Here is a 22,778-nt window from a genome sequence, read left to right as displayed (position 1 = left end):
GAGGTTGCAAAAGACATCGACATCAGGCTTGTCTCTGGTCCGAAACACAAGCCCAGCAAGCGGCACCGTGGAATCATCTGCGCACTCGACGACTCCGACAGGATCCTCAAACATCCAAGAGGGAGGGAACTCATCCTGAAGATCCTCACCCAAGGCCCGGCCTTGGGAGTTGGGCTGGTTATGGTGATCCGTGACCCCGATGTGCTCCGCTCGTGCCCAGGTATCGCCAAAGAACTCATCAAATCAACAAACCGCGCGGCATCCATGGAGAACGCAGATGCGGTCCTCAACGCACTCGACGCAGAATACGGGGAACGTCGAAAGTTGAGCCTTTCCTGGGAGCGGCCAACTTTCATGTCGTTCACCAATGGCGAGACCAGGTTTCTAACCTTCATTTGTGGGTTCTTCCATGTACACGCATCCCACCACGAGGCTCGGACGTTCGCTTCGGGGCTCATCCAGGAATCCCAACCCGATTCCCCGCTCCGTGGTAAATGGAAGTCGTTCAGCGAGGACCACGACGCCTGGGCGTATTCCGGAGAACCCATGCTGACTTCGTGGTTTCTGCATAAGCACCCGGATCACTGGATCATCTCGTGTGTCTTGGCGAGGTTCAGGCCTGCGAAAGAGGACTCGCTGACCGATTCCATAGAGTGGGCTGACTTCCATTGGCACAACCGATTCGAGGGCTCAATAGGGCCGTGGCAGATCGGCCCCGCCGCTGCCTCTGCAACCGGACCCACGCTGTACGCCGACGCGTTGTCACCCTTCACTTCCAAGGACCAGTCACAGAACTTCTGGGCCATCCAGTCGCACCTCTTCAGCCCTCGGGCCGATTAGTCACTAGTCTCCCACGAGGCTCTCAGCCAATGATCACCTTTCGTGTGCCACGCCCAAGGAGGTTGTTGATGTAGACGGCTGACTTGTTGCTGTGCAGCTGATGGAGGTAGGCCCTCCGGAGTCGCCCTGCGGAGAGAGTGTTCCGTGTTGGATCTGGTGGAGGCTCTGGCATGTGCTGGGATCGCCTCCCGTCGCTCCTGTGAATCGGGCAGCCGTCGTTTTCGATCCTGGACCAGCCGTCGAAGGTGATGTTGGGTCCGGTCGGCATGGTGTTGCCGGAGGCGTCACGGCAGGCGTCATGGGGCGTGAGCGGAGGGCTGGCCCCACCCTGGACCCATCAGTGGGGTGGCTCCTCTGTGGTGAGGCGGAACACCCCGTTTGACCTGAGGTTCTGTGGCACACCCGGCAGGATTTGAACCTGCGGCCATGGGATTAGAAGAAGTGCCTGCGAGACGACTTCTGAGCCGAGAGGATAGGCACGCCAGCACGAGAGATGACGCGTGTAAGAGAGTGATGACGGGTGCAGATAAACCGGTTCAATGGGAAGGCCAGGTCCGTGGTGCAAGTTGGAACCGTTCATGGAGGTATCCATGTGAACGCTGGCCGGGAACAACCTGACACGCCGATCGCTGTATCAGCCGAACTCGTTGAGTGGGAGAACGTAACGGTGCAAGGCCCGGGCAAGGCATGGAGGTCTGTTCCGGTTGCTGAGTGCGTACAGGTCGTCGTGCAACGAGTTCATGGAGCCGAGGCCGTCATCACGCGTCCACGCCTTAACGTCGTGTCACGGCTTCCGGCTCGTCCCTGTTACACCCCGCCTCCTGGCCCTGTCCGCTCTCAGATATCGCTGCATGAGATGTGGATTGCTGATTTGAGCTCGGACAGGCCACGTGTGGAGCCTGATACGGGTTCGGCACGTTTTGAGTTCGATCTGGCAGACGGGAAGGCCGAGTCCTTCCTGATCTACCTTGATGGGTTGATCGATCCTGAGGAGGACCTCGTGATCGAACAGGAGTGCACGTTCTGGTTTGAGGTGGAGTGGATGTGCGAAGGACGTCGGGGGGTCGTGGATACCGGTGATCCCGATGGGTGGCCGTTTTTCTGGCATCCACAACGGCCTTCGCTTGGCGTGCAAGGTGGATGAGTGCTCAGGCATCTGATCGTGCTGGGGTGTTGCTTGCTGGGTGTGTTAGAGGCTTTGGTGTGTGCCGGGATCGCCTCCCGTCACTCACTTGGCGCGCTCCTTCTCCACGATCGGCCTATGCCTTGTGGTCATGGGGTGGCAGAGCCGATCCGGCATAGCCTTGGGCCTGTGGCCCACACCGAAGACTTCCTCCAGCGTGCCGCTCGCGCTGTCAGCGTTGCCGCCCGGATCCTGGGGGTTCCCGCTTCACGGACTGGCAGTCCTCCCGAGCTTGTCCGGATAGGAGAACGAGCGGTGTACCGCCTCTGTGACGGTGGCGTGATCGCCCGCGTTGAGCGCTCCGCGGACCGAAGGGAGGAGGCCGACCGAGAAGTACGAGCCGCTCGCTGGCTTGCCGAGCAGTCCCTTCCGGTGACCCGTCCCCTTAGCGGGAAACAACCCGTCCTGGCCGAGGGCCTCCTCGTCACCCTCTGGGAAGGGGTTCAAGGCGAATGGACCGTCCCACGGGAACTGGCCCGGCTGCTGCGCACCCTGCACCACCTCACCCCACCACCGTCGCTCGGTCTACCTGACCTGGACCCCTTCCACCGCGTGGCCGAACGCATCGACACCGCCCCCGGGCTCGACACCGCCCAGCGCGATCTGCTCCGCACACACCAGCAGGACCTCGCCGCCCGCTGGCCCACGGTCACACCCGCTCTCGGCACACACGTCATCCACGGCGATGCCAACATCGGCAACGTCCTGGCCACCCCCCAAGGGGTCGTGCTCTTTGACCTGGACGGCATCTGCTGGGGCCCACCCGAATGGGATCTGGTCCTCACCGCCCTGTACCGGGACCTGGACTGGCACACCGACACCGAGTACGCCGATTTTTGCGACGTATACGGGTTCGACGTCACCTCCTGGGACGGCTACCCCCTCTACAAACAGGTCAGGGAGCTGCGGATGATCACTTGGCTTGCCCAGAAGGGTGGAGAGAGCCCCGAGATCGACGCTGAGATCGCTCGGCGGATCGCCGACCTCGCTGAGCCTCGGCGCCAGCGCACCTGGAATCCCTACTGACCCGCGGACCCCACAACCTTCGCCGCCCGGGCCTGCTGGAGGAACCGATCCGCCTCCGGCTGCCCCCGATAAGCGCGCACACTGTCGACGAACGTGTCCAGGTACCCCGCGCACCTGGCCGAGGACGTCGCCTGCACCTGCGGCACGACTGCTGCACCAAAGTGGCAGGCCTCTTCGACCTCGCCCTGCCCGAGCATCGCGGACGCCAGCACGACCCGGGTGAAGACCCGGCTGCGCGCGTACTCCTGACCACGGGAGGCGGACAGGCTGTGCTCGGCCGACCGTCGAGCGGCACGGGATTCTCCCAAATCCCGGTGGCAGTGGGCCACTTCATCGGAGTACTCCGCTTGGTCGAAGTACCCGATCCACGCCGGATCGGCATCAGGGTCGCGTTGGTTGAAAGCCTGCTCGGCGTGGCCCATCGCCCGAGAACACGCGCCCTCGTCCCTCAGAGATGCATGGGCACGCGCCTCCATCATCAGGAACTGCGCCCGCAGAGTCGCCGTCGCCCGCTCCCCGGCTCCGGTCAACGCCGCTCGCGCCAGATCCCGAGCTTCGGTATAGGAGCCCACGTAGTTGGCCTGGTGGCTCATAGCCGACAGCACACTCGCCCCTAGCAGGCGATCTTCGGCATGGTCCGCCAGGTCCAAGGCCTGCACGAAGTAGCGTCGGGCCGTCCCGTTGCGCTGGGCATCGTAAGACATCCACGCCAGCGAGAGCACGAACTCCGCAGACGCCGCGAACACCGATCGCCCTGTACTGCTCGGGTATGACGTACGCAGCAGGGGGACCACCGTGCCGCTGAGGTACTGCGTGGCGGCTATCCGCGCGTGGTCGCCGCCGAAGCGGTTGTCCAGGCTTGCGAACGCAGCCGCGGCAGCACGAATGCTCGCTGCGGGACCTTTCTCGCCCCAGAACCCCTCGGAATCGGACGGGGTGTGGGATACCAACCACGACAGTACGGCCGAACTGATCGCTGAATAGGGCGGTTGTGCATCCGCTCCGGGGATTTCCTCCAGGTCCAGCCGGGTCACCCGTTCGAGAACCGACGCGGTTTGCTGACCGGAGCCGTTCAGCCCCAAACCGAGTTCAGGCGGGAAGCGTTCCATCGCCGGCCCAGGGATGTCGTGCCCGCAAGTCAGACCCTCCAGCACACGCTGGACGGTCTCCCGCTTGCGCAACTCGCGCTGCCCGCTCAGGACTCGGGAGACCATGGCCTGCGACAGGTCACCCATCCGTGCGACGGCATCCTGAGCCAGTTCTGTATGCCTCAACAGAAGGCGAATCAGCATGTTGGCGTCTTGGTCGGCCACAGCCTGCCGCACTTGAGGCATGCGCCAAAAACGCGCAGGGACGCAAGAACAGTCGTCGCTGCGGTGACGGCCGCAATTTCCGCAGAGCACGGGTGCCTTCCACTGGAGACCTCGGGGCGTCGGATGGCACAGAACACTACGCGGGCCGCATACCGACCGACCATGACTGGCTTGTCATAACCACTATGCCCGCACAGTCATGGGGTTGTCAGCGTTTTCTCTCAACAGTGGCCCCATGACCCCAGCCAGAACGTCTGAGACCGGTCCGGTCGTTGCGCGAAGTGCTCATCGAGTACTTCCCGAGCCTCCACACAGCACCCAGACCCATGCTCACTGCGATTCCCTGAAACCTTCGAAGACTGAACCGAGGACAACGGAGACAAGAGGGAACGATCACAACAGGCCTGGTGTGCATGCTCCGCGTGGATCGAGTGAGTTCGGTCCGTTGCTGCCCCCTCCCCGGGCCGATGACCCGGTGGGGCACGGGTACACGGCTTTCCAGGTGGTGCGGTTGGCGGTGTGGGCGGCCCGGGAATGCCGATGGGTGGACGCCATGGACCCCGCACACCGCGCGGAGACCGCCTGGGAGGCCATCACCGAACACCTCCAACTCGCCCCCGACCGCCCGCAGGAGACCGAGCTGATCGCCCTGGGCTGGAAGGCGATGAAGGCCCAGCACTACCAGGACCTCAAAGCCCGCGGCCTGGGCGGCAAGGACAAGACCCTGCTCTCCCGGGCGTTCGTGCGCTACTGGACCAGCGCCTCGGCCCCCGCCCACTCCCACGAGGACCACATCGTCGACCGCCTGGCCCTGGCCCAGATCTGGACCGCACTGAAACCAGCCCACCGCCAAGTCCTCACCGCCCTGGCCGAACACGAGGACCGACGCCGCGCCGAACGTTCGCTGAACATGGACCCGCCTGCCTTCACCCGTGCGCTGGGGCGTGCCCGCCGCGCGTTCCTGGCTCTGTGGCACGAGGGCGAGACCCCCTCCCAGCTGTGGGGTTACGACCGGCCCGGAGCCCGGCACCAGAACGTGATGTACCTGGTCCGGCTGCGCAAACGCCGAGCCCTGCAACGCAAAGCCCAAGCAGAGGTCCTCTCCCGCCGACATCTCCCGCCCCAGGACCTGGAAGTGAACGACGCCTTCGACCGGTCCGGGCGCACGCGTGGCCAGCAGTGACGGACGGCCAGCGAACAGGGGCAGGACGTATTTCGTGGTTGGGGTTGAAGGTGCTCGCCCATCCAAGGGAACATCGACCACCCTCAGCGAAAAGGGTACCTATTCGCTGGGCTTTGGGGTGCTTTGTGACTAATTGTGCGGTGTGGGTGAGAAGCGCAGTTCCGGGAGCGTACGGCCCTGGGGCCATTGACACTTATCCGCAGCCGCACAGGAAGAAACGGCCTCGTTCACGAGGCCGCTGACAAACATGACGAAGGGTGCCCCGAACCGGTGCTGAGAACACCGGCCCGGGGCGTGATTCCCACCTGGATACAGCAGGAGGAAACCGTGGAGAAGCATAGCGGGCGGCACCGCAGGCGCCGTCAGGGTTGGGGCGAACAGGTGCGCTGGGTTCTCGGGGTGGTGCTCGCCGCGCTGTTCTGCGGCCCCACCGGTCCGAGTACACGACTGGCGGCCGAGGTCCGCCCACCGCTGCCCTCGCGGCGTGTGCGGGGAGACCGTGAACCGGTCTCGGTGCGGGCTGCGGCCAAGGGGAGCGCGAATGTTCCTCGGCCCCGGCCCGGAGAGGAACAGCCGAGGGAGGCTCCGGTGAGGGTGCCGCCGCAGCGGACCCCGTACACGGGACCACGTGGGTGGTGCGAGGACGACGAAGGGGTGCGCGGGGTGCGCCCTTACCTCGCTCGGCACGAAGACCGCGTCGTCCGCACGTATGCCAGGGGAGACGTGCGGGCGAACCGAGGTGGGGAAGCGGCGGGTGGTCGAGGCCCGGCGACATCATCGCTTTCTAGCCCTGGGGGCGGTGGCAAGGGTGAGTTCGCTGAACTGGCTCATCTGGTGCGGCGCTGGCAGGCGATCACCACCTGAGAAGAAAGAACCCACTCCGGGGCGGCGCTGACCGTGATCACGGGTCGGTGACGCCCCGGCCCTCACGTGGCGGAGACCAGAAGAACCCTGTGTCAGGGCAAGGGCCGTTGAGGGGCCTGTGGCTCCGCCGGTGACGGGGCCTTTCCGGGGGCCTGTGACTCCGCCTGTGTCTCCGCCTGTAGGTGGGCCGCTTTGATCGGCCCACCTCGCGGGCGTTATCAGTGCAGGTCAAAGGCCCTGTGGATGGGCCGTTGGAAAGCCAGACTTATACCCAGTGGGTAGTCCTCTTCACGTAGGCGGGCGGGCCCGCCCCGACAAGCGGGGGCGGACCCGCCCGCCTACAGGTACCTTGACCTCGATCACCCGTGGCTGCCTTCCCCCCTTGCGCCGGAACTTCTCCCTGACGGCCTGGTCTGCCCTCTCTTCCTCTCACCAGACCAGGGGCACGCGAGTTCTGCCACCTGCCACGCGCAGGCTTCCCCTGGCCAAGACGCCATGGAAGAAGGGATCTTCTCCTTCCGGATCGCAATCGCGATCCCTTCCCGCGAAGAGTCGCTCTGGTGCGATCGAGGTAGCCGGAGTGCTCTCGCTTATCGAGTGGCAAAGCGCGATTTCCTGTGCCTGTGAGAAGCGCATGCGCGCTTTCTCTCTGACGTCCTTGGAAGCGGGAAGGTGGGGTGTGAACCTCCACTGAACCCGAAGTGAACCCCTGGCCAGCGCATGGGCCAACGACTGGGCCAGCGGGTGGGCCACTCTTGGCTGGCCCACCCTTAACCATGCTGATGTGCAGGTCAACGCCCCTGTGGGTGGGCCAACGGCCGTCCAGACTTATACCCAAGTGGGTAGTTCTCCTCACGTAGGCGGGCGGGGCGCCCTCGCTCGCGGGCGAGCGCGCCCCGCCCCGCCCGCCTCCACGAGCGCTCTACGTGTGCGGTATCCCTTCTTTCTTCGCCTCTTTCTCAGCGAAAGTATTTCGCCTTCATCGTGAGAGATAAAGCTGACCCCTTACTCCTGCGCAGAGCCCAAAATCGACCAGCTCCGGGCGCTGCATCGCAGCGTTCCCTGTTGACGCCTGCCACGTGCTTTTTTGTTGTCTCACGTCGTGTTTCGCGCGACCTCGTCTGCCAGCAGTACGCGGTGGCGGAGGCCCAGCCGCGTGAGGTTCTGAGGTCGGGTGTCGCATCTTCAGTTGACGCGTCTTCATAGGGGTTCATCAGGGCGAAAAGGCCCAAGACGAAGACGGGGGAGGGCCGAGGCGCGGTGGCGAGGAGAAGCACGGCTCGAAAACGGGGTGGTCCGGGACGGGTTCCAGGCTCATGGTGTGACCCCGGGACGCGGGCGGGTGGCGTGGGGCTGTCAGCGCCCCGACGTCGGCCCGACCGCGCGGCGGTGCCCCGGGCGTCCTGGGGCGGGCCGGTCGGCGCGGACCGGCCGCGTGGCGGGCTCGGTGGGCCCCGCGTCGCTGGCCCCTGGAACGGCCCTGGTCAGGGTCGTGGCAGGAACAGGACGAAGCCGGGCGTATCGGATGGTCGGGCGGGGGTGTGGGCCCATCGGATGGCGGTTGTGTCGAATCCGCTTGACCACCTCTACGAGGTCGAGCGTGGATGCGTGGTACCCCGCCACACGCGGGGCCGTACGCCGTATCCATGCAGCTCAGAGGTGGGTCGTGTGAGTGTGAGCACTTCGGTCACGGTGACCGAGGTCGGCTCACTGCCGGTGATTGCCGGGTGCAGCGGGTGCGGTGTGCGTGGTGATCGAGACGAAGGTGAGGCCGTGTATGGTCGCGCGTGAGGGGTCCACGTTCAAACGGTGCGGATGCCGTGATGAGAGCACCGGTAGGGCGTTGGGGGTGAGGTGTCCGCAGCTCAAGCGCCGGACCGGGGGTTGGAATCCGGCTCATGGGGCGTGGGCGTTCCAGTACGAGCTTCCCCCGACTGGTGAGGGTGGGCGCCGCCAGGCCCGCCGGGTCGGCCTGGCCTCCCAGGAACAAGCCCGTAAAGAGCTCGGGCATGTCAAGGCGTTGATCGCCTTGGCGGAGAAGGACCCCACGGTCGAAGCGCAGATCGCTGACCTGGTCCAGGCGGCGTTGAAGCAACGCCGCCCACTCCCCGACCTGGAAGAGGTACGTAAACGGGTCGCGATGGCGGTGGACGTGCGCACCGAACCACCCACCGTTGCCGCGTGGTTGGGGGAGTGGTTGAAGGGCAAGCCCGATCTGGCTGCGGGAACCCGGACCTCCTACGCCGGGCACATCCGCACCTATCTCGCCCCGCACCTGGGCCGGCTCCGGGTGGATAAGCTCCAGGCTCGCCACGTCGAGAGCATGTTCGCGGCCATCGAGGAAACCAACGCCCACATCCTCGAATGTCGCGAGTCCGACGACACTCAGGTGCGGGTTTCGGTCAGGGGGCGGAGGGTGATCTCGCTGTCCACCAAGCACCGTATCCGCGCCACGTTGCGCAGCGCATTGTCGGAGGCGGTGCGCCGCCCGGACCTGCCGGTGTCGGTGAACATCGCCTCGCACGTACGCCTGCCCTCCTGCCCCAGAAAGCGTCCGCTGGTGTGGACACCCGATCGGGTGCGCCAATGGGCCAAGGACGGGACCGTGCCGGGAGAGGTCATGGTGTGGACCCCGGAACAGACCCGCGCGTTCCTGGTGCACGCGAGAAAGTATCCGTGGCTGTACCCGATGTTCCACCTGATCGCGGTCAAAGGCCTACGGCGAGGAGAAGCGGTTGGCTTGCCCTGGTCCAACACCCGGCTGACGGACGGGCAGATCGACATCCGCGTCCAGGTCGTCCAGTTGGCCTGGGAGACGATTACCTCCACCCCGAAGAGCGCGGCGGGACAGCGCACCATCACCTTGGACGCGGACACCATCAAGGTGTTGCGGGTCTGGAAGCGGTTCCAGAACGAAGCCCGTCTCAAAGCCGGACCAGCGTGGACGGACAGCGGCCTGGCCTGCACCCGCCAGGACGGTTCGGGGTGGCATCCGGGGCAGGTCAGTGACTGGTTCCTGCGCATTGCCAGGGCCGCCGGGTTGCCGCCGATCACGTTGCACGGGCTGCGCCACGGGGCCGCTTCGCTGGCGCTGGCCGCCGGGACGGACGTGAAGGTGGTCTCGGCCGAGCTTGGGCACGCGACCACGCACTTCACCCAGGACACCTACCAGTCGGTGTTCCCGGACGTGGCCAAAGCGGCGGCCGAAGCCACCGCCGCGCTGCTGCGTGGCCCGGCTCCGGTGAGGGCCGGGTAGCCGAACCGCCGAGCACACCCCGAGCCACACGGCACCACCAACCCCAGGTCAGCGCACGGGTTTACCCCGACTGGCCTGGGGTTTCCTCATGCCCGGGTCCAGCCACCCACCGGATCAAAGGTCCCCTGGTCCAGGACGTACTCTCGAGGAGACGTGCCGCCGGGGACAGACACCTGGCGAGCCGACTGCGGCCGTGGGCGGGTCAGGGGGTGTCGACGAGGCCGGTGAGCACTCGGCGCACCATCCGTTCGAACAGCACGTGTGCGTCCTGGGGTGCTTCTACTGCGGGTCTGTGCGCCAACGCGGTGGTGATGAGCGGGTGCCGCTCCTCAGTCGCGGCGGCGGCCAGGTGGGACGCGTGCGCGTGTCGGGGGTCGGTGGCCGGGTTCCGGCGGCTGAGTTCGGTTCGGGCGAACAGGGCCACCAGCCCGTTCACCAATCCGATGGTTTCCAACTGGGCGGTGTAGGACAGCGAAGTCGGGGCCAGTGCACGCAGCGTGCACTCCAGGTAGTCCATGCCCCGAGGCCCGAGGACGGGTTCCGTGGGCAGGTCGAGCAGCCACGGATGGGACAGGTACACCTGCTTCGCTCGGCCTGCGAGCGCGGCGAGGTCCTCGACCGGATCCCCGCTCAGCGGGTCGCCGAGCTCGATCTCCCCAGTGACGGCATCGGCCATCAGATCGAGCAGGTCGCCCCTGGTAGAGACGTAGCGGTACAGCGAGGCCGGACCGGTGCCCAGCCGCTCGGCCACTTGCCGCATGGATACCGCGGCGAGCCCTCCCCCGTCCGCCAGTTCAATCGCGGCGGCAGTGATCTGCGCCCGGTCGCGCAAGGGCGCGGGGCCGCGTGTCCCCCGTTCTGGGCGGTTCCACACAGTCCTCGGTTCCTCGGCCACCGGCCCCCCTTTCCATGTTGGGATGTGTCGCCTATCCTAATACTGAGAACAGTGATCGCAGTATTGGAAGGAGTGGGAGAGTGGACCGACGGCAGTGGGCTCCGACCAGGTGGGCGCGCAACGGTGACGTTCGGCTGGCCTTCGACACGTTCACCGGGGTGGACAACGGGGAGCCGCTCCTGCTCATCATGGGCCTGGGCGTCAGCCGACAGTGGTGGCCGGACGGCCTGTGCCAGGCCCTGGCAGATCAGCGTTTCGTGGTGGCCCGCTACGACCAGCGCGACGCCGGCGAATCTACGCACCTGCCGCCGTCGAGGACCCGCCTGCCCGTCACCGCTCTGTTAGGCAGACGGGGCGCGGCCTACACGGCCGAGGACATGGCCGACGATGCCGTCGCTGTGCTGGACGAACTCGGGTGGGACTCAGCGCACCTGTTCGGAATGTCCCTTGGTGGGGCCGTGGCCCAGCGCATCGCGGTTCGGCATCCGGACCGTGTCCGCACTCTGACCTCCATGTCGGCGGTGCCCGGAGACACGGCGGGGCTGCGCACCCTGCGTTACATCAACCTCCCGGCCCTCGCCCGCCTCAGTCGGATGCGTTTCCCCGACACCAGGGAGGGCGCCGTCCGGGCCGCCTTCGCTATCAGCCGGTTCTGCGCATCGCCCGGTTACCCCTTCGACGAGAATGAGGAGAGTGCGAGGGCCGAACGCCTCGCCGACGCTGGTGCCCGCGACACCCAGGCGCAGAGCCGTCAGATCGGGGCCCAGTGGCACGGCTCGGCGATCAGCACGATCACGGCTCCCACCCTGGTGCTGCACGGCCAGGGCGACCCTCTAATCCGACCGCGCGCGGCCACCGCGATCGCCGCCAGTATCCCCGGCGCGCGCCTGGTCGCGCTGCCGGGTGTCGGGCACGAGATCCCCGCAGCGATGTGGCATACCGTCGCCGCGGAGATACGCGCACTTGCGAATAACGCGACGGACCCGGCCGGGCCGCGATCGCCCGAGACCCTTTGAGGTGCTGGTAGCCAACATCCAGGAGGAACTGAATCTCCCCGGGTGGGTCCGAGTGGTGTGTCCTGCGGGGCTGTGCGGCGCCACAGGGCCGCATCGGTAGTGGGGTCGTTGGGTCACGGGACGGCAAAGTGCTCCGCGAGGTGCGCCCCCACCTGTACTGGACCTTGTACTGGGGAGCACACACGGAGCATGTCAGGCCCCGAACCAGGCCCGGTGCCTCGTCTGTTCGACTCGTGAACCCCTTCTGACCTGGGGTTTTGTGGCGCACCCGGCAGGATTCGAACCTGCGACCATCGGATTAGAAGTCCGGTGCTCTATCCACTGAGCTACGGGTGCTCGATTCAATTGTGGCCCGCTACGGCAGGTCGTGATCACGCTGTGACACGTGGTCGCGGGTGGGTGTCGCGTGCCGGAGGCAGGGCGGGGGCCGCTCGGCGGGCCTGCGGTTGGGAGGAGACCCGTGCCGTGGTGCCGGTGGCGTCCCGGGCAGACATTCTAGGGTATTCGTCCGATGTCGCCCACAGGCGGGCAAAGCCTCATCAACTACGGTGATTCGTAGTTGCCTCTCGTTACCACGCGCGCTCCACCAAACCGGTCGCTATGGGCCTCGCGCACCACGTTACCGGTGATTAACTCCTGGTGCGGTGCTGTACCCCGGGCGTTTCGCGAAGTCCCGATGCCCAAAGTGGGGCGGGGAGTCAGAACATCCACCACTGACCTGCGGAAACCAACAGCGCGGTCAGCGCGGTCAGCATGAGGGGGCTCCTTACGGTCAGCCGCTTATTGCTCTTTGTGTATGTGTTATTACCCAGAGGGACAAACATGGTTTGCCGTGGTTTGGGAGTTGCGGGGGACTTCCTTGGCACGGCTAACGTGGTCGGGTGCGATCTCTGGGACTGGTGGCGGGCTTCCTGCTCGACAAGGCGGTGCCCGACCCGCGTAGGGGGCATCCGGTCGCCCTGTACGGGCGTGCCGCGGGATGGTGGGAGCGACGCGTCTACGGGGACTCGCGGGCGCGCGGGGCCCTGTTCACGGCCGGGGCCGTGCTCCCGGTGGTGGCCGCGGGTTCCGTGGTGCGGGGCGGCGCGGCGACGGCGGCCACGACGTGGGCCGTGCTCGGCGGCAGCATGCTGTGCCGGGAGGCCGAGCGGATCGCCGGGGCCCTGGAGGAGGGCGACCTCGCGCGGGCGCGGGGACTCCTGCCGAACCTGTGCGGCAGGGACCCCTCCGGGCTCGACGAGGCGGGGGTCGCCCGGGCGGTGGTCGAGTCGGTCGCGGAGAACACCTCCGACGCCGTGGTCGGCCCCCTGGTCTGGGGAGCCCTGGGCGGGGTCGCGGGTCTGGCGGGTTTCCGTGCGGTCAACACCCTCGACGCCATGGTCGGTCACCGCGACGAGCGCTACGAACGGTTCGGATCCGCCTCGGCGCGGCTGGACGACCTCGCCGGGTGGGGTCCGGCCCGGCTGACCGCGGTCCTGGCGGTGCTGGCCGCGCCCGTGGTCGGCGGCGACGTGCGCGGGGCGTGGCGCGTGTGGCGGCGCGACGGTGACCGGCATCCGAGCCCGAACGCCGGGCAGTGCGAGGCCGCGTTCGCGGGAGCGCTCGGCAGGACCCTGGGCGGCGCCAACGTCTACGGGGGGCGCGAGGAGCGCCGCCCGGCGATGGGGGACGGGCCCCGGGCCGGGGTCGACGACATCCGACGGGCGGTCCGCCTCGCCCGGGCCGTCCACCTCGGGGCCCTGGCCGTGGCCGCTGCGGTGGCCCGGTAGCGCGCGCCGCGGGCGTCGGTGAACACCTGGTGCGGGGCTCCGGGGCGGCCGGGAGCGCCCCGGCCCCCGGGACCGCGGGCGCCTACCCCGGAAGCGGACGGCCGTCCGCTTCCGGGGCGGCGCCGGGCGCGGGCCCGACTCAGGTCAGGTTGCGCGCGTAGTTCACCTGCTGGTGGATCTGGCCCACCATGCCCGGGTGGGTCACCATGATCGTCGTGCTGTAGTGCCTGTCGTGCCCCTGGACGGTGACCTGCACGTGCCCGGTGGTCCTCTGCTCCTTGACCAGGAGGAAGAGCAGTCCGAGCAGACAGGTCCACCAGAAGACCAGGATGGCCACGATGATCGCCCAGGTGGGCGTGTTCCGTTCGGTGCGGCTCATGTCGTTCACCGTCCACACCGTTCCCCTGATCGGGAAGCGCCCGACGGGGGTGATCACGGTGTGCCGGGAGAACGCGATCTCTCCGATGGTGCCGAGGGGGACGTCCCCCTCGGGCTGGGGTTGGGGGGCGGCGGGCTGGTAGCCCCCGGTGGGGGAGCCGTAGGGCTCCAGGGCCCCGCCGCTGTGCTGCTGCGGGGGAAGGCCCCAGCCGGGGGTCTCGCCGTGGGGCTCGTGCCACCACGGTTCCCCTGGACGGGAGTTGGGGTACTCGCTCATGCGGCGATTGTGTCAAAGGGCGGGGAGGCCCAGAACCACTTCCCCGGTACCGGCACCGACCCGCCCGCCTGTCCGCCTGCCCGGTCCCGCCTGTGCGGTCCCGTTTCCCGGGCCCATTCCCGCTGCCGCCGCCCCCTCCCCGGCCCCTTCCAGCCGTACCGCCCCGCCTCCAGGGCCGTACCGCCCGGTTCCCAGGGCCGTTCCGACCGCGCCCACGGCCCCGCGGGCGTCGCGGCCGAGGGCCGTGGCCGGATGTGGCCACGCCCCGGCCCCCGTACCGGGCGCTTTCCCGTCGGCGCCCCGGAATTCGGGCTGCTTGTGGCGTGGGTCACTCCAAACCCGCCGGTTCTCTGGTGCGGGGTCCTTCCGGCCCGCCCAAACGTGAATCTCTTTCGCGATTTCCCTACCCGTGCGTAGCATGCGCTCACCCATCGCCCGCACCCCCAGGTGGTGACAGCTCTTGTTCCCCTCGTTCAGAAGACGGCTACGCACCGGCGCCTCGGGTACCGCCCTGGCGGTGGCCGCGGCCACGCTCGCCGCCCTGCCCGCCGCCCCCCAGGCCCTCGCCGAACCGGAACCCGACTACTGCGCGCCCGGGGGGTGCAACGACATCCTTCCCCCCGGCCAGAACGGCAGCGCCACGCTCGTCGAGATCCTCGGCCACCAGGTCTTCGGCACCCGGCCGCGGCACTCCTCCAGCCAGCTGGACATGTACGACAACCTCGTCCACCACTACGACGGCCTCACCGAGGAGGGCCTGGACGACTTCTTCCTCGACGCCGGCTTCGGGGTCGACCCCGACGACGTGGGGCGCCGGTACCAGCCGCGCGACGACGTCACCATCACCCGCGACGCCGACCACGGCATCCCGCACGTCGAGGGCACCACCCGCGAGGGCACCATGTTCGGCGCCGGGTACGCCGCGGCCGAGGACCGCCTCTTCCTCATGGACGTGCTGCGCCGGGTCGGCCGCGGCGAACTCACCTCCTTCGCCGGAGGCGCCGAGGGCAACCGCGGGCTGGAACAGGACCTGTGGCGCAGCGCCCCCTACACCGAGGAGGACAAGCAGGCGCAGATCGACCGGGTCGCGGCCGGCGGAGAGCGCGGTGAACAGGCCCTCGCCGACGTCGACGCCTACCTGGAGGGCGTCAACGCCTACATCGAGGAGGCCGACGACAACCGCGACTTCCCCGGCGAGTACGTCCTGACCGGGCACAAGGACGCCATCACCAACGCCGGGGAGATCGAGCCCTTCACCCCGACCGACGTCGTCGGCATCGCCGCCATGGTGGGCGGCATCTTCGGCGGCGGTGGCGGCGGCGAGGTCCAGGCGGCCGTCGTGCTCGCCAACTTCCGGGACCGCTACGGAGCCGAGGAGGGCGCCGAGCTTTACCGCGCCTGGCGGATGGAGAACGACCCCGAGGCCGTGGTCAGCGTCGGGGGCGAGTTCCCCTACGGCGGCACCCCCGAGAACCCGGTCGGCGAGGCCGTGCCCGACCCCGGCTCCGTGGAGCCCTACGACATCGTCCACGACGAGCACGGTTCCGCGCTCAGCGGCGAGACCGCCGAGCAGCCCGCCCCCCTGGCGAGCACGGTGGAGGAGCCCGGGGAGGGAGCCGAGGCGCCCGCCGTCGAGGACCTGCCCGAGGAGCAGCGCGACGAGCTGGAACGGATGGTCGAGGACGGGGACCTGTCCGCGGTGGAGGGCGTGTTCAACGACGGCGTCCTGCCCGAGGGCTTCACCGACCCCCGCGGCATGTCCAACGCCCTGCTCGTCTCGGGCGAGCACACCGCGAGCGGCAACCCCGTCGCGGTGATGGGCCCCCAGACCGGCTACTTCTCCCCGCAGCTGCTCATGCTCCAGGAACTCCAGGGGCCGGGTGTCAGCGCGCGCGGCGCGTCCTTCGCGGGCGTGAGCTTCTACGTCCAGATGGGGCGCGGCGTCGACTACGCCTGGAGCGCCACCTCGGCGGGCCAGGACGTCACCGACACCTTCGCCGTCGAACTGTGCGAGACCGACGGGTCCGCGCCCACCACCGGGTCGCGCGCCTACGTGGACACCGCCGGGGACTGCGTGCCCTTCGAGGAGCTGAGCGTCACCAACGAGTGGTCGCCCACCGTCGCCGACGGCACGCCGGCGGGCGGCTACACGCTGACCTCCCTGCGTTCGGAGTTCGGCCTGGTGCACTCCTTCGCGACCGTGGACGGCGAGCCCGTCGCGTTCACGACGCGGCGCTCCACCTACATGCGCGAGGTCGACTCCATCATCGGCTTCCAGCGCTTCAACGACCCCGGCGAGATCACCTCGGCGCAGACCTTCACGGACGCGGCCGAGGACATCGGCTACGCCTTCAACTGGCACTACGTCGACGACGAGGACATCGCCTTCGTCAACTCCGGGGCCAACCCGGTCCGGACCGAGGGCACCAACCCCAACCTGCCCGTGGACGCCTACTCCGACGCGGGCTGGTCCGGCTGGGACCCCGCCACCAACGGCGCCGACTACCACCCGCAGGAGGACCACCCGCAGGCGGTCAACCCCGACTACATCGTCAACTGGAACAACAAGCCCGCCCAGGGCTACACCTCGGGCTGGGCCACCGGACCGGTGCACCGCGGCGACCTCATCGACGGCCGCGTCTCCGCGCTGGTCGCCGACGGGCACGAGTTCACCACCGCCAGCCTGACCCGGGTGATGATGGAGGCCGGGGTCGCCGACCTGCGCGCCCAGGAGGTCCTCCCGCTCCTGCTGGAGGTGATCGGTGCCGAGGCCGTGGACGACCCCGAACTGGCCGCGGTCGTGGAGGAGCTGCGGCTCTGGCACGAGTCCGGATCCCTGCGCCGCGAGCCCTTCCGCGACGCCGGGTACTACTCCCACGCCGACGCCATCCGCACGCTGGACGCCTGGTGGCCGCTGCTGGTCCGGGCCCAGTTCGAACCGGGCCTGGGCGAGGACCTCTACACCCAGCTCACCAGGGCCGTGCAGACCGACGAGTCGCCCTCGGGCTCCATCGGGGGAGGCGAGCCCGGAAGCGTCAACCAGGCGCAGCCCCACCGGGGATCGGCGTTCCAGTACGGCTGGTGGTCCTACGTGGACAAGGACCTGCGCACGGTGCTCGGCCAGGAGGTGGAGGGCGGACTGGGCGAGGCCTACTGCGGTGGCGGCGACCCCGACGCCTGCCGTACGGTGCTGCTGGACACCCTGGCCCAGGCCGCGGACACCCCCGCGGCGGAGGTCTACCCCGGCGACGAGCACTGCGACCCGGGCGACCAGCTGTGCGCGGACACGGTGATCCACCAGGCGGTCGGCGGCATCAACATGTGGCCCATCGCGTGGCAGAACCGGCCCACGTACCAGCTCGTCTACCAGTTCTCCGGCGGACGGTAGGACGGGCGGAGCGGACGCGGCCCGCGGTGGCCCCGAGCGGGTGCCAGCGGGGGCCGCGTCCGTGTGTCACGGCAGGGGAACACTGGAGCCGGATCGCGTGCTTCGCCGGGTCCGTGTGGGTAGCGTAAGGAATACCCGAACATGAGCGGGAGGGCCGCAGCAACATGGACGCCTGGTTGATCTGGCTCATCCTCGCCGTGGGCCTGGGGGTCGTCGAGGTCTTCACCCTCACGTTCGTGCTGGGCCTCCTGGCGGTCGCGGCGCTGGTCGCCGCCCTCCTCGGCGCCATCGGCCTTCCGGTGGCCGCGCAGATCATCGGGTTCACCGCCACCGCGGCGGCCGGGATCTACCTCGTGCGGCCGATCATGCGGCGCCAGCTCAGGGGCGGCCCCGTCGTCAGGTCGGGCGCCCAGGCGCTCGTCGGACGCTCCGCGGTCGTCCTCCAGGAGGTCGGCGCCGACCGGGGCAGGATCAAGCTCTCCGGGGAGGAGTGGTCCGCGCGCTGCATCGACGAGGACCTCGTCATCCCGGTGGGCACACGCGTCGACGTCATGGAGATCGACGGGGCCACAGCCGTGGTCTACCCGCGCGAAGCACTGCCCTGAAACCCGACACAGCCACGTCCCCGACCTAGGCCAGGTGCCAGCACATGGAACCCACCATCGCCCTCATCATCCTCGCGGTCGTCGTCGTGGCCGTCGCCCTGTCGGCGATCCGCATCGTCCCACAGGCCAGGGCGTACAACATCGAGCGCTTCGGCCGCTACATCCGCACCCTGAACCCGGGTCTGAACTTCCTCATCCCGGGCGTGGACCGCGTCAACTCCAAGTTCGACCTGCGCGAGCAGGTGTTCACCTCGCGCCCGCAGCCCGTGATCACCGAGGACAACCTGGTCGTCAACATCGACACCGTGCTGTACTACCAGGTCACCGATCCCAGGGCCGCGGCCTACGAGGTCGCCAACTACATCCAGGCCATCGACCAGCTCACCGTCACCACGCTGCGCAACGTCATCGGCTCCATGGACCTGGAGAAGACCCTCACCTCCCGCGAGGAGATCAACACCCGCCTGCGCGGGGTCCTGGACGAGACCACCGGCAAGTGGGGCATCCGCGTCAACCGCGTGGAGATCAAGGCCATCGACCCGCCGCCCACCATCAAGGAGGCGATGGAGAAGCAGATGCGGGCCGACCGCGACAAGCGCGCGGCCATCCTCCACGCCGAGGGCGAGCGCCAGTCGCGCATCCTCAAGGCGGAGGGTGCCCGCCAGCAGGCCATCCTGGAGGCCCAGGGCGACCAGCAGGCGGCCATCCTGCGGGCCGACGGCGAGGCCAAGGCGATCGAGCGCGTGTTCCAGGCGGTGCACGCCAACAACGCCGACGCCAAGGTGCTCGCCTACAAGTACCTGGAGACCCTGCCGTCCCTGGCCGAGGGCGACGGCAACACCTTCTGGGTGATCCCCGGCGAACTCACCGAGGCGGTCAAGAACGTCAGCCACGCCTTCGCGGGCAACGCCCCGACGGTTCCCTCCACGGAGAAGGAGGACGAGCAGGCCGAACCCCGGGGACCCGCGCAGCTCACGGCGCCCGATCCCACCCGGTCCTCCTCGGCGCAGGCGGCCGTGGACGCGGCCGAGGCCGCCGAACGCGCGGTGGCCGACGCCCGCGACGACGTCCGGCGGGCCGGGTCGGCCCTCGGCGGCTCCCGGCCGCCCGGGCCCCGCGAAGAGGACTGACTAGGGTCCGTCCGCGCGGGCCGGGGGCAGGGCGCGCACGGTCGCGTGCGAAGGACCGGATGACCGGTCCGTCCGTGAGGGGGGGAGAGGTGACACCTTCCCCCGCCCGCCGTGTGCTCGGCGCGCGGCCGTCCGGCTCAGACCAGCAGGAGCTTGCCGGTGGTCCGGCGCGAGGCCAGGTCGCTCTGGGCCCGTCCCGCGTCGGACAGCGGGTAGCGCCCGCCGATCCGCACGTCCAGACGGCCCTCGCCCACCAGCGCGAACAGGTCGCCGGCCCGGCCCAGCAGCTCCTCGCGGTCGGCCACGAAGTAGGCCAGCGAGGGCCTGGTCAGGTACACCGAACCGGCGGAGTTGAGCCGCTGCGGGTCCACCGGGGCCACCTCTCCCGAGGACTGCCCGAACAGCGCCAGCACGCCGCGCGGGCGCAGCGACGCCAGGCTGGCGTCGAAGGTGTCCCGGCCGACGCCGTCGTAGACCGCGGCCACCCCCTCGCCGCCGGTGAGGTCGCGCACCGCCTCGGCCACGGGGGTCTCGGTGTAGCGCACCACCTCGTCAGCGCCCGCCCCACGGGCGATGCGCTCCTTCTCCTCGGTGGACACGGTGCCGATGACGCGCGCGCCGCGCTCCTTGGCCAACTGGGTGACCAGCAGGCCGGTGCCGCCCGCGGCCGCGTGCACCAGCACGGTGTCGCCCTCGGCCACCGGGTACACCGAGCGCACCAGGTAGTGGGCGGTCATGCCCTGGAGCAGCAGGGCGGCGGCCTGCTCGGCGGAGACCGCGTCGGGGACGGGGACGACCAGCGAGGCCTTGACCACGGCCTGTTCGGCGTACGCGCCGGGGGCCATCGCCCAGCCGACCCGCTGCCCCACGGACAGGTCGGTGACGCCCTCGCCGACGGCGGCCACCACGCCCGCGCCCTCCATCCCCGGGACGTAGGGGAGCGGGACGTCGTACAGGCCGCTGCGCTGGTAGATGTCGATGAAGTTGACCCCGCGGGCCTCGACGTCGATCAGGACCTCCCCGGGACCGGGCGCCGGGTCGTCCCTCTCGGCCAGCCGCAGCACCTCGGGCCCGCCGTTCTCCTCGATCACGATGGCACGCATGGGTCCACTGCTCCTTCCGGGTCGGTTCCCGGCATCATGTCAGCTCGGAGCCGGGACCGGCCACGGCGGGCTGGCCGACTGGTCCTCCTCGAGGATCTCGTGGACCGAGAACGCGGTGTACAGCACGCCCAGGAAGTCGTTGCCCGGTCCGGAGCGGGTGACGATGCCGACCCTGCGGCGGTCCTCCACGGCCTCGGCGTCGTCGGGGAGGGGCTCCTCGTCCACCGCGGTCACGGCGTGCTCGCCGTTGACCCACAGGGAGAGCTCCATGACCTCGTTGCCGTCCCCGTCCTCCTGCAGGGAGCAGGAGAGGGTGACGGTGTTGGTGGGGATGTTCTCGTGGTCGAACCCGAGGGGGTCGCGCTCCTCGTAGCCGTACTCCTCGCGCACCGACTCGTCGAAGAGGGGTTGGGGGGTGTATCCGGCGACGTCGGTGGTCTCGCCGAGGGTGATGTCGCCCTCGGCCTCGTGCATCCGGCGGATCTCCGCGCGCTGGCCGTCGTAGCGCAGCAGTCCTTCGTACTGGCTCCGGTACTCCTCGCCGTCGTTGTCCCAGCAGCGCACGCCGAACGTCGCCTGTTCCGGGCCCTGGACCACGTACGCGGTGGTACTCACCAGGACGTCGTCCGGCAGGACCTCCTCGCGGTCCAGCGACACGACCTCGCCCCGGCTGGGGCTGTCCTCGGGGTCGAGCTGGAGCAGGGCGCCCCTGCGCTCGGCCCAGTAGCCGTCGGACTCCTCGTGCTCGTAGGTCCTGCTGACCCAGCCGGGATCGGTGGTGAAATCGGTGTTGTAGACGGAGACGGTGTTCTCCGGGATCTCCGGGCCGCCGTTGAGCAGGACCGTCGCGCCCACGGCGGCCACCAGGACGACCGCGCCCGCGGCCGCGCCGATCACCACCAGACGCCTGCGTCTGCGCGGGGAGCCGCCGGACGGCCCGGCGGGTCGGCCCGCTGGGTCCGGACCGCCGGGTCCGCCGGGGTTTCCCGGGCCGCCGGGACCGGAGTAGGCGTTGAAGGCGGGCCGGCCCTGGGGCGAGGACGCGTAACCGCCGTGCGCCTGGTGCGTCCAGGGGGCCTGACCGCCGGAGTTGGCGTAGTGGCCGGGAACCTGCTGGCCGTGGACCGGAGGCTGGCCCTGGGGCGGGTACCCGCCGTGCCCCGTGCCCGGCTGGGGTCCCGGGGGCTGCGGCCCCGGGTTGCCGTGGTGCTGCTCCACGCCGGGTTGCTGGACCACGTGGGGCGGCTGTACCGGGTGCTGGACGTGGGTGGGCGGCACGTACGGGTTGTGCCGCGCGGCCTGCGTGTGGAGGGGCTGGCCGCCGTCCGGGAGCGCGGCGCCCTGCTGCGGTCCGCTGTCCGGGTGCCGCGCGTCCACCTGCTGCGGTCCGCTCGGCGTCTGGTGCGCCGCGGGCCCGCTCTCCCGCACCCCGGTGTCCTGGGGCGGCTGCCCCGGGACCGGGGAACTGCTCGGCGGGGCCCACGAGGTGCTGATCGTGCGCTCCACCTCGGCCTCCTGCGGGTCCTCCTGGCCGGTCAGTCTGGCCAGGAGCTGCTTGGAGGTGGGCCGGTTGGCCGGGTTCTTGTCCAGCGCCGCGTTGACCAGGTCGTACAAATCCGGGTCCAGGCCGTCCAGGCGCGGCGGTGCCGAGGAGATGTTGTGCAGGACGGCGGGCACCGTGGCGGCGTCGAAGGGGGCGGTGCCGGTACCGGCGAAGGCCACCAGGCAGCCCCACGCGAAGATGTCGGCGGCCGCGGTGGCCCGCTCGCCCAGGATCAGCTCCGGGGCCATGTACGAGGGGGTGCCCATGAGCTGGCTGGAGCGGGTGACCGCGTCCGCCGCCTCGTCCAGGGCGCGGGCTATGCCGAAGTCGATGACCTTCGGGCCGACCGGGGAGAGCAGTACGTTCGCGGGTTTGAGGTCGCGGTGGACCACGCCGGAGCCGTGGATGGCGGTGAGCGCCGCGGCCACGCCCATGGCCAGGCCCTCCAGGGTGCCGCCCGTCATCGAGCCGTCCGCGCGGACCGCCTCGTCCAGGTTCGGGCCCGGCACGTACTCGGAGACGATGAAGAGGGGATCGCCCTCCAGGCGGGCGTCGATCACTCCCGCGGTGGAGAAGCGGGCCACACGGCGCGCGGACTCGACCTCGCGGGCGAAGCGCAGCCGGAAGGACTCGTCGTCAGCCAGGTCGGGGTGGATGAGTTTGACTGCGACGGGTCGGTCGGAGGCGTCCCTGGCGAGGTAGACGGTGCCCATACCGCCCCGGCCGAGACGGCTCACGATGCGGTAACCGTCGAGTTCGCGCGGGTCCCCCGCGCGCAGGGGTTTGCCGCTCTGGTGCCCGTTCGACGTCACAGTTGGGGGTCCTCATATGAATCGTGGAGTTCGCGCTCACAGCGTACCGATGCCGTCACGCTGGTGCGTTCTGGACTGACAGCCCCCTCGGCTTCCACGGACGCGGGGCCCGGATCCGGGGGCGGGGTGTTCGAAAGCGGCGCGCGGACGCGCCGTGTCAGTCGTGGGGATGCCCCTCGCGCCGAAACGGTTCCCCG

At 69.2% G+C, this 22,778-nt stretch carries 15 protein-coding genes and 1 tRNA gene; 10 read left to right on the top strand and 6 right to left on the bottom strand.

All coding sequences use genetic code 11. From position 1 onward, the window contains the following. The first annotated feature begins 180 nt into the window (after positions 1 to 180). From NDAS_RS17095 to NDAS_RS17085, 3 genes are all read left to right on the top strand, one after another. Entirely contained in the window at positions 181 to 840 is a 660-nt protein-coding gene (locus NDAS_RS17095; protein WP_126624996.1) for a hypothetical protein, read from the top strand. A gap of 892 nt (positions 841 to 1,732) precedes the next feature. After that, the gene (locus NDAS_RS17090; RefSeq protein WP_041552828.1) at positions 1,733 to 1,984 is read left to right on the top strand and encodes a hypothetical protein; all 252 of its coding nucleotides are present in this window, start codon (positions 1,733 to 1,735) and stop codon (positions 1,982 to 1,984) included. A gap of 117 nt (positions 1,985 to 2,101) precedes the next feature. Next, positions 2,102 to 3,049, top strand: coding sequence for a phosphotransferase enzyme family protein (locus tag NDAS_RS17085; RefSeq protein ID WP_210745818.1), 948 nt, complete (start codon positions 2,102 to 2,104; stop codon positions 3,047 to 3,049). Here the strand turns inward: NDAS_RS17085 and NDAS_RS17080 are convergent. Beyond that, positions 3,043 to 4,362, bottom strand: a complete 1,320-nt coding sequence (locus NDAS_RS17080) for a hypothetical protein (protein WP_232051691.1) — start codon at positions 4,360 to 4,362, stop codon at positions 3,043 to 3,045. The two genes, NDAS_RS17085 and NDAS_RS17080, sit on opposite strands and share 7 nt — an antisense overlap. A gap of 553 nt (positions 4,363 to 4,915) precedes the next feature. Between NDAS_RS17080 and NDAS_RS17075 the strand changes: the two genes are divergently transcribed. Further along, complete coding sequence (locus NDAS_RS17075; protein ID WP_232051690.1) at positions 4,916 to 5,545, top strand: hypothetical protein; 630 nt, start codon at positions 4,916 to 4,918, stop codon at positions 5,543 to 5,545. Positions 5,546 to 8,186: 2,641 nt separating this feature from the next. Then, on the top strand, positions 8,187 to 9,665 hold the full coding sequence (locus tag NDAS_RS17070; RefSeq protein WP_013154458.1) for a tyrosine-type recombinase/integrase: 1,479 nt from the start codon (positions 8,187 to 8,189) through the stop codon (positions 9,663 to 9,665). 202 nt (positions 9,666 to 9,867) lie between these two features. Here NDAS_RS17070 and NDAS_RS17065 read toward each other — a convergent pair whose 3' ends face one another. After that, entirely contained in the window at positions 9,868 to 10,539 is a 672-nt protein-coding gene (locus NDAS_RS17065; RefSeq protein WP_269473044.1) for a TetR/AcrR family transcriptional regulator, read from the bottom strand. A gap of 101 nt (positions 10,540 to 10,640) precedes the next feature. Here NDAS_RS17065 and NDAS_RS17060 point away from each other — a divergent pair, with 101 nt between their 5' ends. Beyond that, the gene (locus tag NDAS_RS17060) at positions 10,641 to 11,576 is read left to right on the top strand and encodes an alpha/beta fold hydrolase (RefSeq protein ID WP_013154456.1); all 936 of its coding nucleotides are present in this window, start codon (positions 10,641 to 10,643) and stop codon (positions 11,574 to 11,576) included. A 260-nt stretch (positions 11,577 to 11,836) separates the two neighbouring features. On the opposite strand, the gene NDAS_RS17055 is transcribed toward NDAS_RS17060, so the two are convergent. Beyond that, positions 11,837 to 11,912: transfer RNA gene (locus NDAS_RS17055), tRNA-Arg, on the bottom strand. Positions 11,913 to 12,457: 545 nt separating this feature from the next. Here NDAS_RS17055 and NDAS_RS17050 point away from each other — a divergent pair. Continuing rightward, positions 12,458 to 13,345, top strand: coding sequence for a cobalamin biosynthesis protein (locus NDAS_RS17050; protein WP_013154455.1), 888 nt, complete (start codon positions 12,458 to 12,460; stop codon positions 13,343 to 13,345). A 139-nt stretch (positions 13,346 to 13,484) separates the two neighbouring features. On the opposite strand, the gene NDAS_RS17045 is transcribed toward NDAS_RS17050, so the two are convergent. After that, positions 13,485 to 14,000, bottom strand: a complete 516-nt coding sequence (locus tag NDAS_RS17045; RefSeq protein WP_013154454.1) for a hypothetical protein — start codon at positions 13,998 to 14,000, stop codon at positions 13,485 to 13,487. A 460-nt stretch (positions 14,001 to 14,460) separates the two neighbouring features. Here NDAS_RS17045 and NDAS_RS17040 point away from each other — a divergent pair, with 460 nt between their 5' ends. The 3 genes from NDAS_RS17040 to NDAS_RS17030 all read left to right on the top strand — a co-directional run bounded on the left by NDAS_RS17040 (position 14,461) and on the right by NDAS_RS17030 (position 19,123). After that, positions 14,461 to 17,388, top strand: a complete 2,928-nt coding sequence (locus tag NDAS_RS17040) for a penicillin acylase family protein (protein WP_013154453.1) — start codon at positions 14,461 to 14,463, stop codon at positions 17,386 to 17,388. A 164-nt stretch (positions 17,389 to 17,552) separates the two neighbouring features. Continuing rightward, on the top strand, positions 17,553 to 17,993 hold the full coding sequence (locus NDAS_RS17035; RefSeq protein ID WP_013154452.1) for an NfeD family protein: 441 nt from the start codon (positions 17,553 to 17,555) through the stop codon (positions 17,991 to 17,993). Positions 17,994 to 18,037: 44 nt separating this feature from the next. Further along, complete coding sequence (locus tag NDAS_RS17030; protein WP_013154451.1) at positions 18,038 to 19,123, top strand: SPFH domain-containing protein; 1,086 nt, start codon at positions 18,038 to 18,040, stop codon at positions 19,121 to 19,123. A 137-nt stretch (positions 19,124 to 19,260) separates the two neighbouring features. Here the strand turns inward: NDAS_RS17030 and NDAS_RS17025 are convergent, their stop codons facing one another. After that, entirely contained in the window at positions 19,261 to 20,226 is a 966-nt protein-coding gene (locus NDAS_RS17025; protein WP_013154450.1) for a quinone oxidoreductase family protein, read from the bottom strand. A gap of 39 nt (positions 20,227 to 20,265) precedes the next feature. Beyond that, positions 20,266 to 22,581, bottom strand: a complete 2,316-nt coding sequence (locus NDAS_RS17020; protein ID WP_013154449.1) for a serine/threonine-protein kinase — start codon at positions 22,579 to 22,581, stop codon at positions 20,266 to 20,268. Between the last annotated feature and the right edge of the window lie 197 nt (positions 22,582 to 22,778).

It is taken from the genome of Nocardiopsis dassonvillei subsp. dassonvillei DSM 43111, assembly GCF_000092985.1.
Taxonomy (GTDB): Bacteria; Actinomycetota; Actinomycetes; order Streptosporangiales; family Streptosporangiaceae; genus Nocardiopsis; species Nocardiopsis dassonvillei.
Note: the sequence above shows the minus strand (reverse complement) of the source record. Positions and strands in the feature narration are given on the sequence as shown.

What these genes read in the sequence shown, in the direction of transcription:
- NDAS_RS17095 (WP_126624996.1), top strand. Translation starts at nt 181, where the DNA reads ATGGTGATCCGTGACCCCGATGTGCTCCGCTCGTGCCCAGGTATCGCC.
- NDAS_RS17085 (WP_210745818.1), top strand. Translation starts at nt 2,102, where the DNA reads ATGCCTTGTGGTCATGGGGTGGCAGAGCCGATCCGGCATAGCCTTGGG.
- NDAS_RS17075 (WP_232051690.1), top strand. Translation starts at nt 4,916, where the DNA reads ATGGACCCCGCACACCGCGCGGAGACCGCCTGGGAGGCCATCACCGAA.
- NDAS_RS17070 (WP_013154458.1), top strand. Translation starts at nt 8,187, where the DNA reads ATGGTCGCGCGTGAGGGGTCCACGTTCAAACGGTGCGGATGCCGTGAT.
- NDAS_RS17045 (WP_013154454.1), bottom strand. Translation starts at nt 14,000, where the DNA reads ATGAGCGAGTACCCCAACTCCCGTCCAGGGGAACCGTGGTGGCACGAG.
- NDAS_RS17035 (WP_013154452.1), top strand. Translation starts at nt 17,553, where the DNA reads ATGGACGCCTGGTTGATCTGGCTCATCCTCGCCGTGGGCCTGGGGGTC.
- NDAS_RS17030 (WP_013154451.1), top strand. Translation starts at nt 18,038, where the DNA reads ATGGAACCCACCATCGCCCTCATCATCCTCGCGGTCGTCGTCGTGGCC.
- NDAS_RS17025 (WP_013154450.1), bottom strand. Translation starts at nt 20,226, where the DNA reads ATGCGTGCCATCGTGATCGAGGAGAACGGCGGGCCCGAGGTGCTGCGG.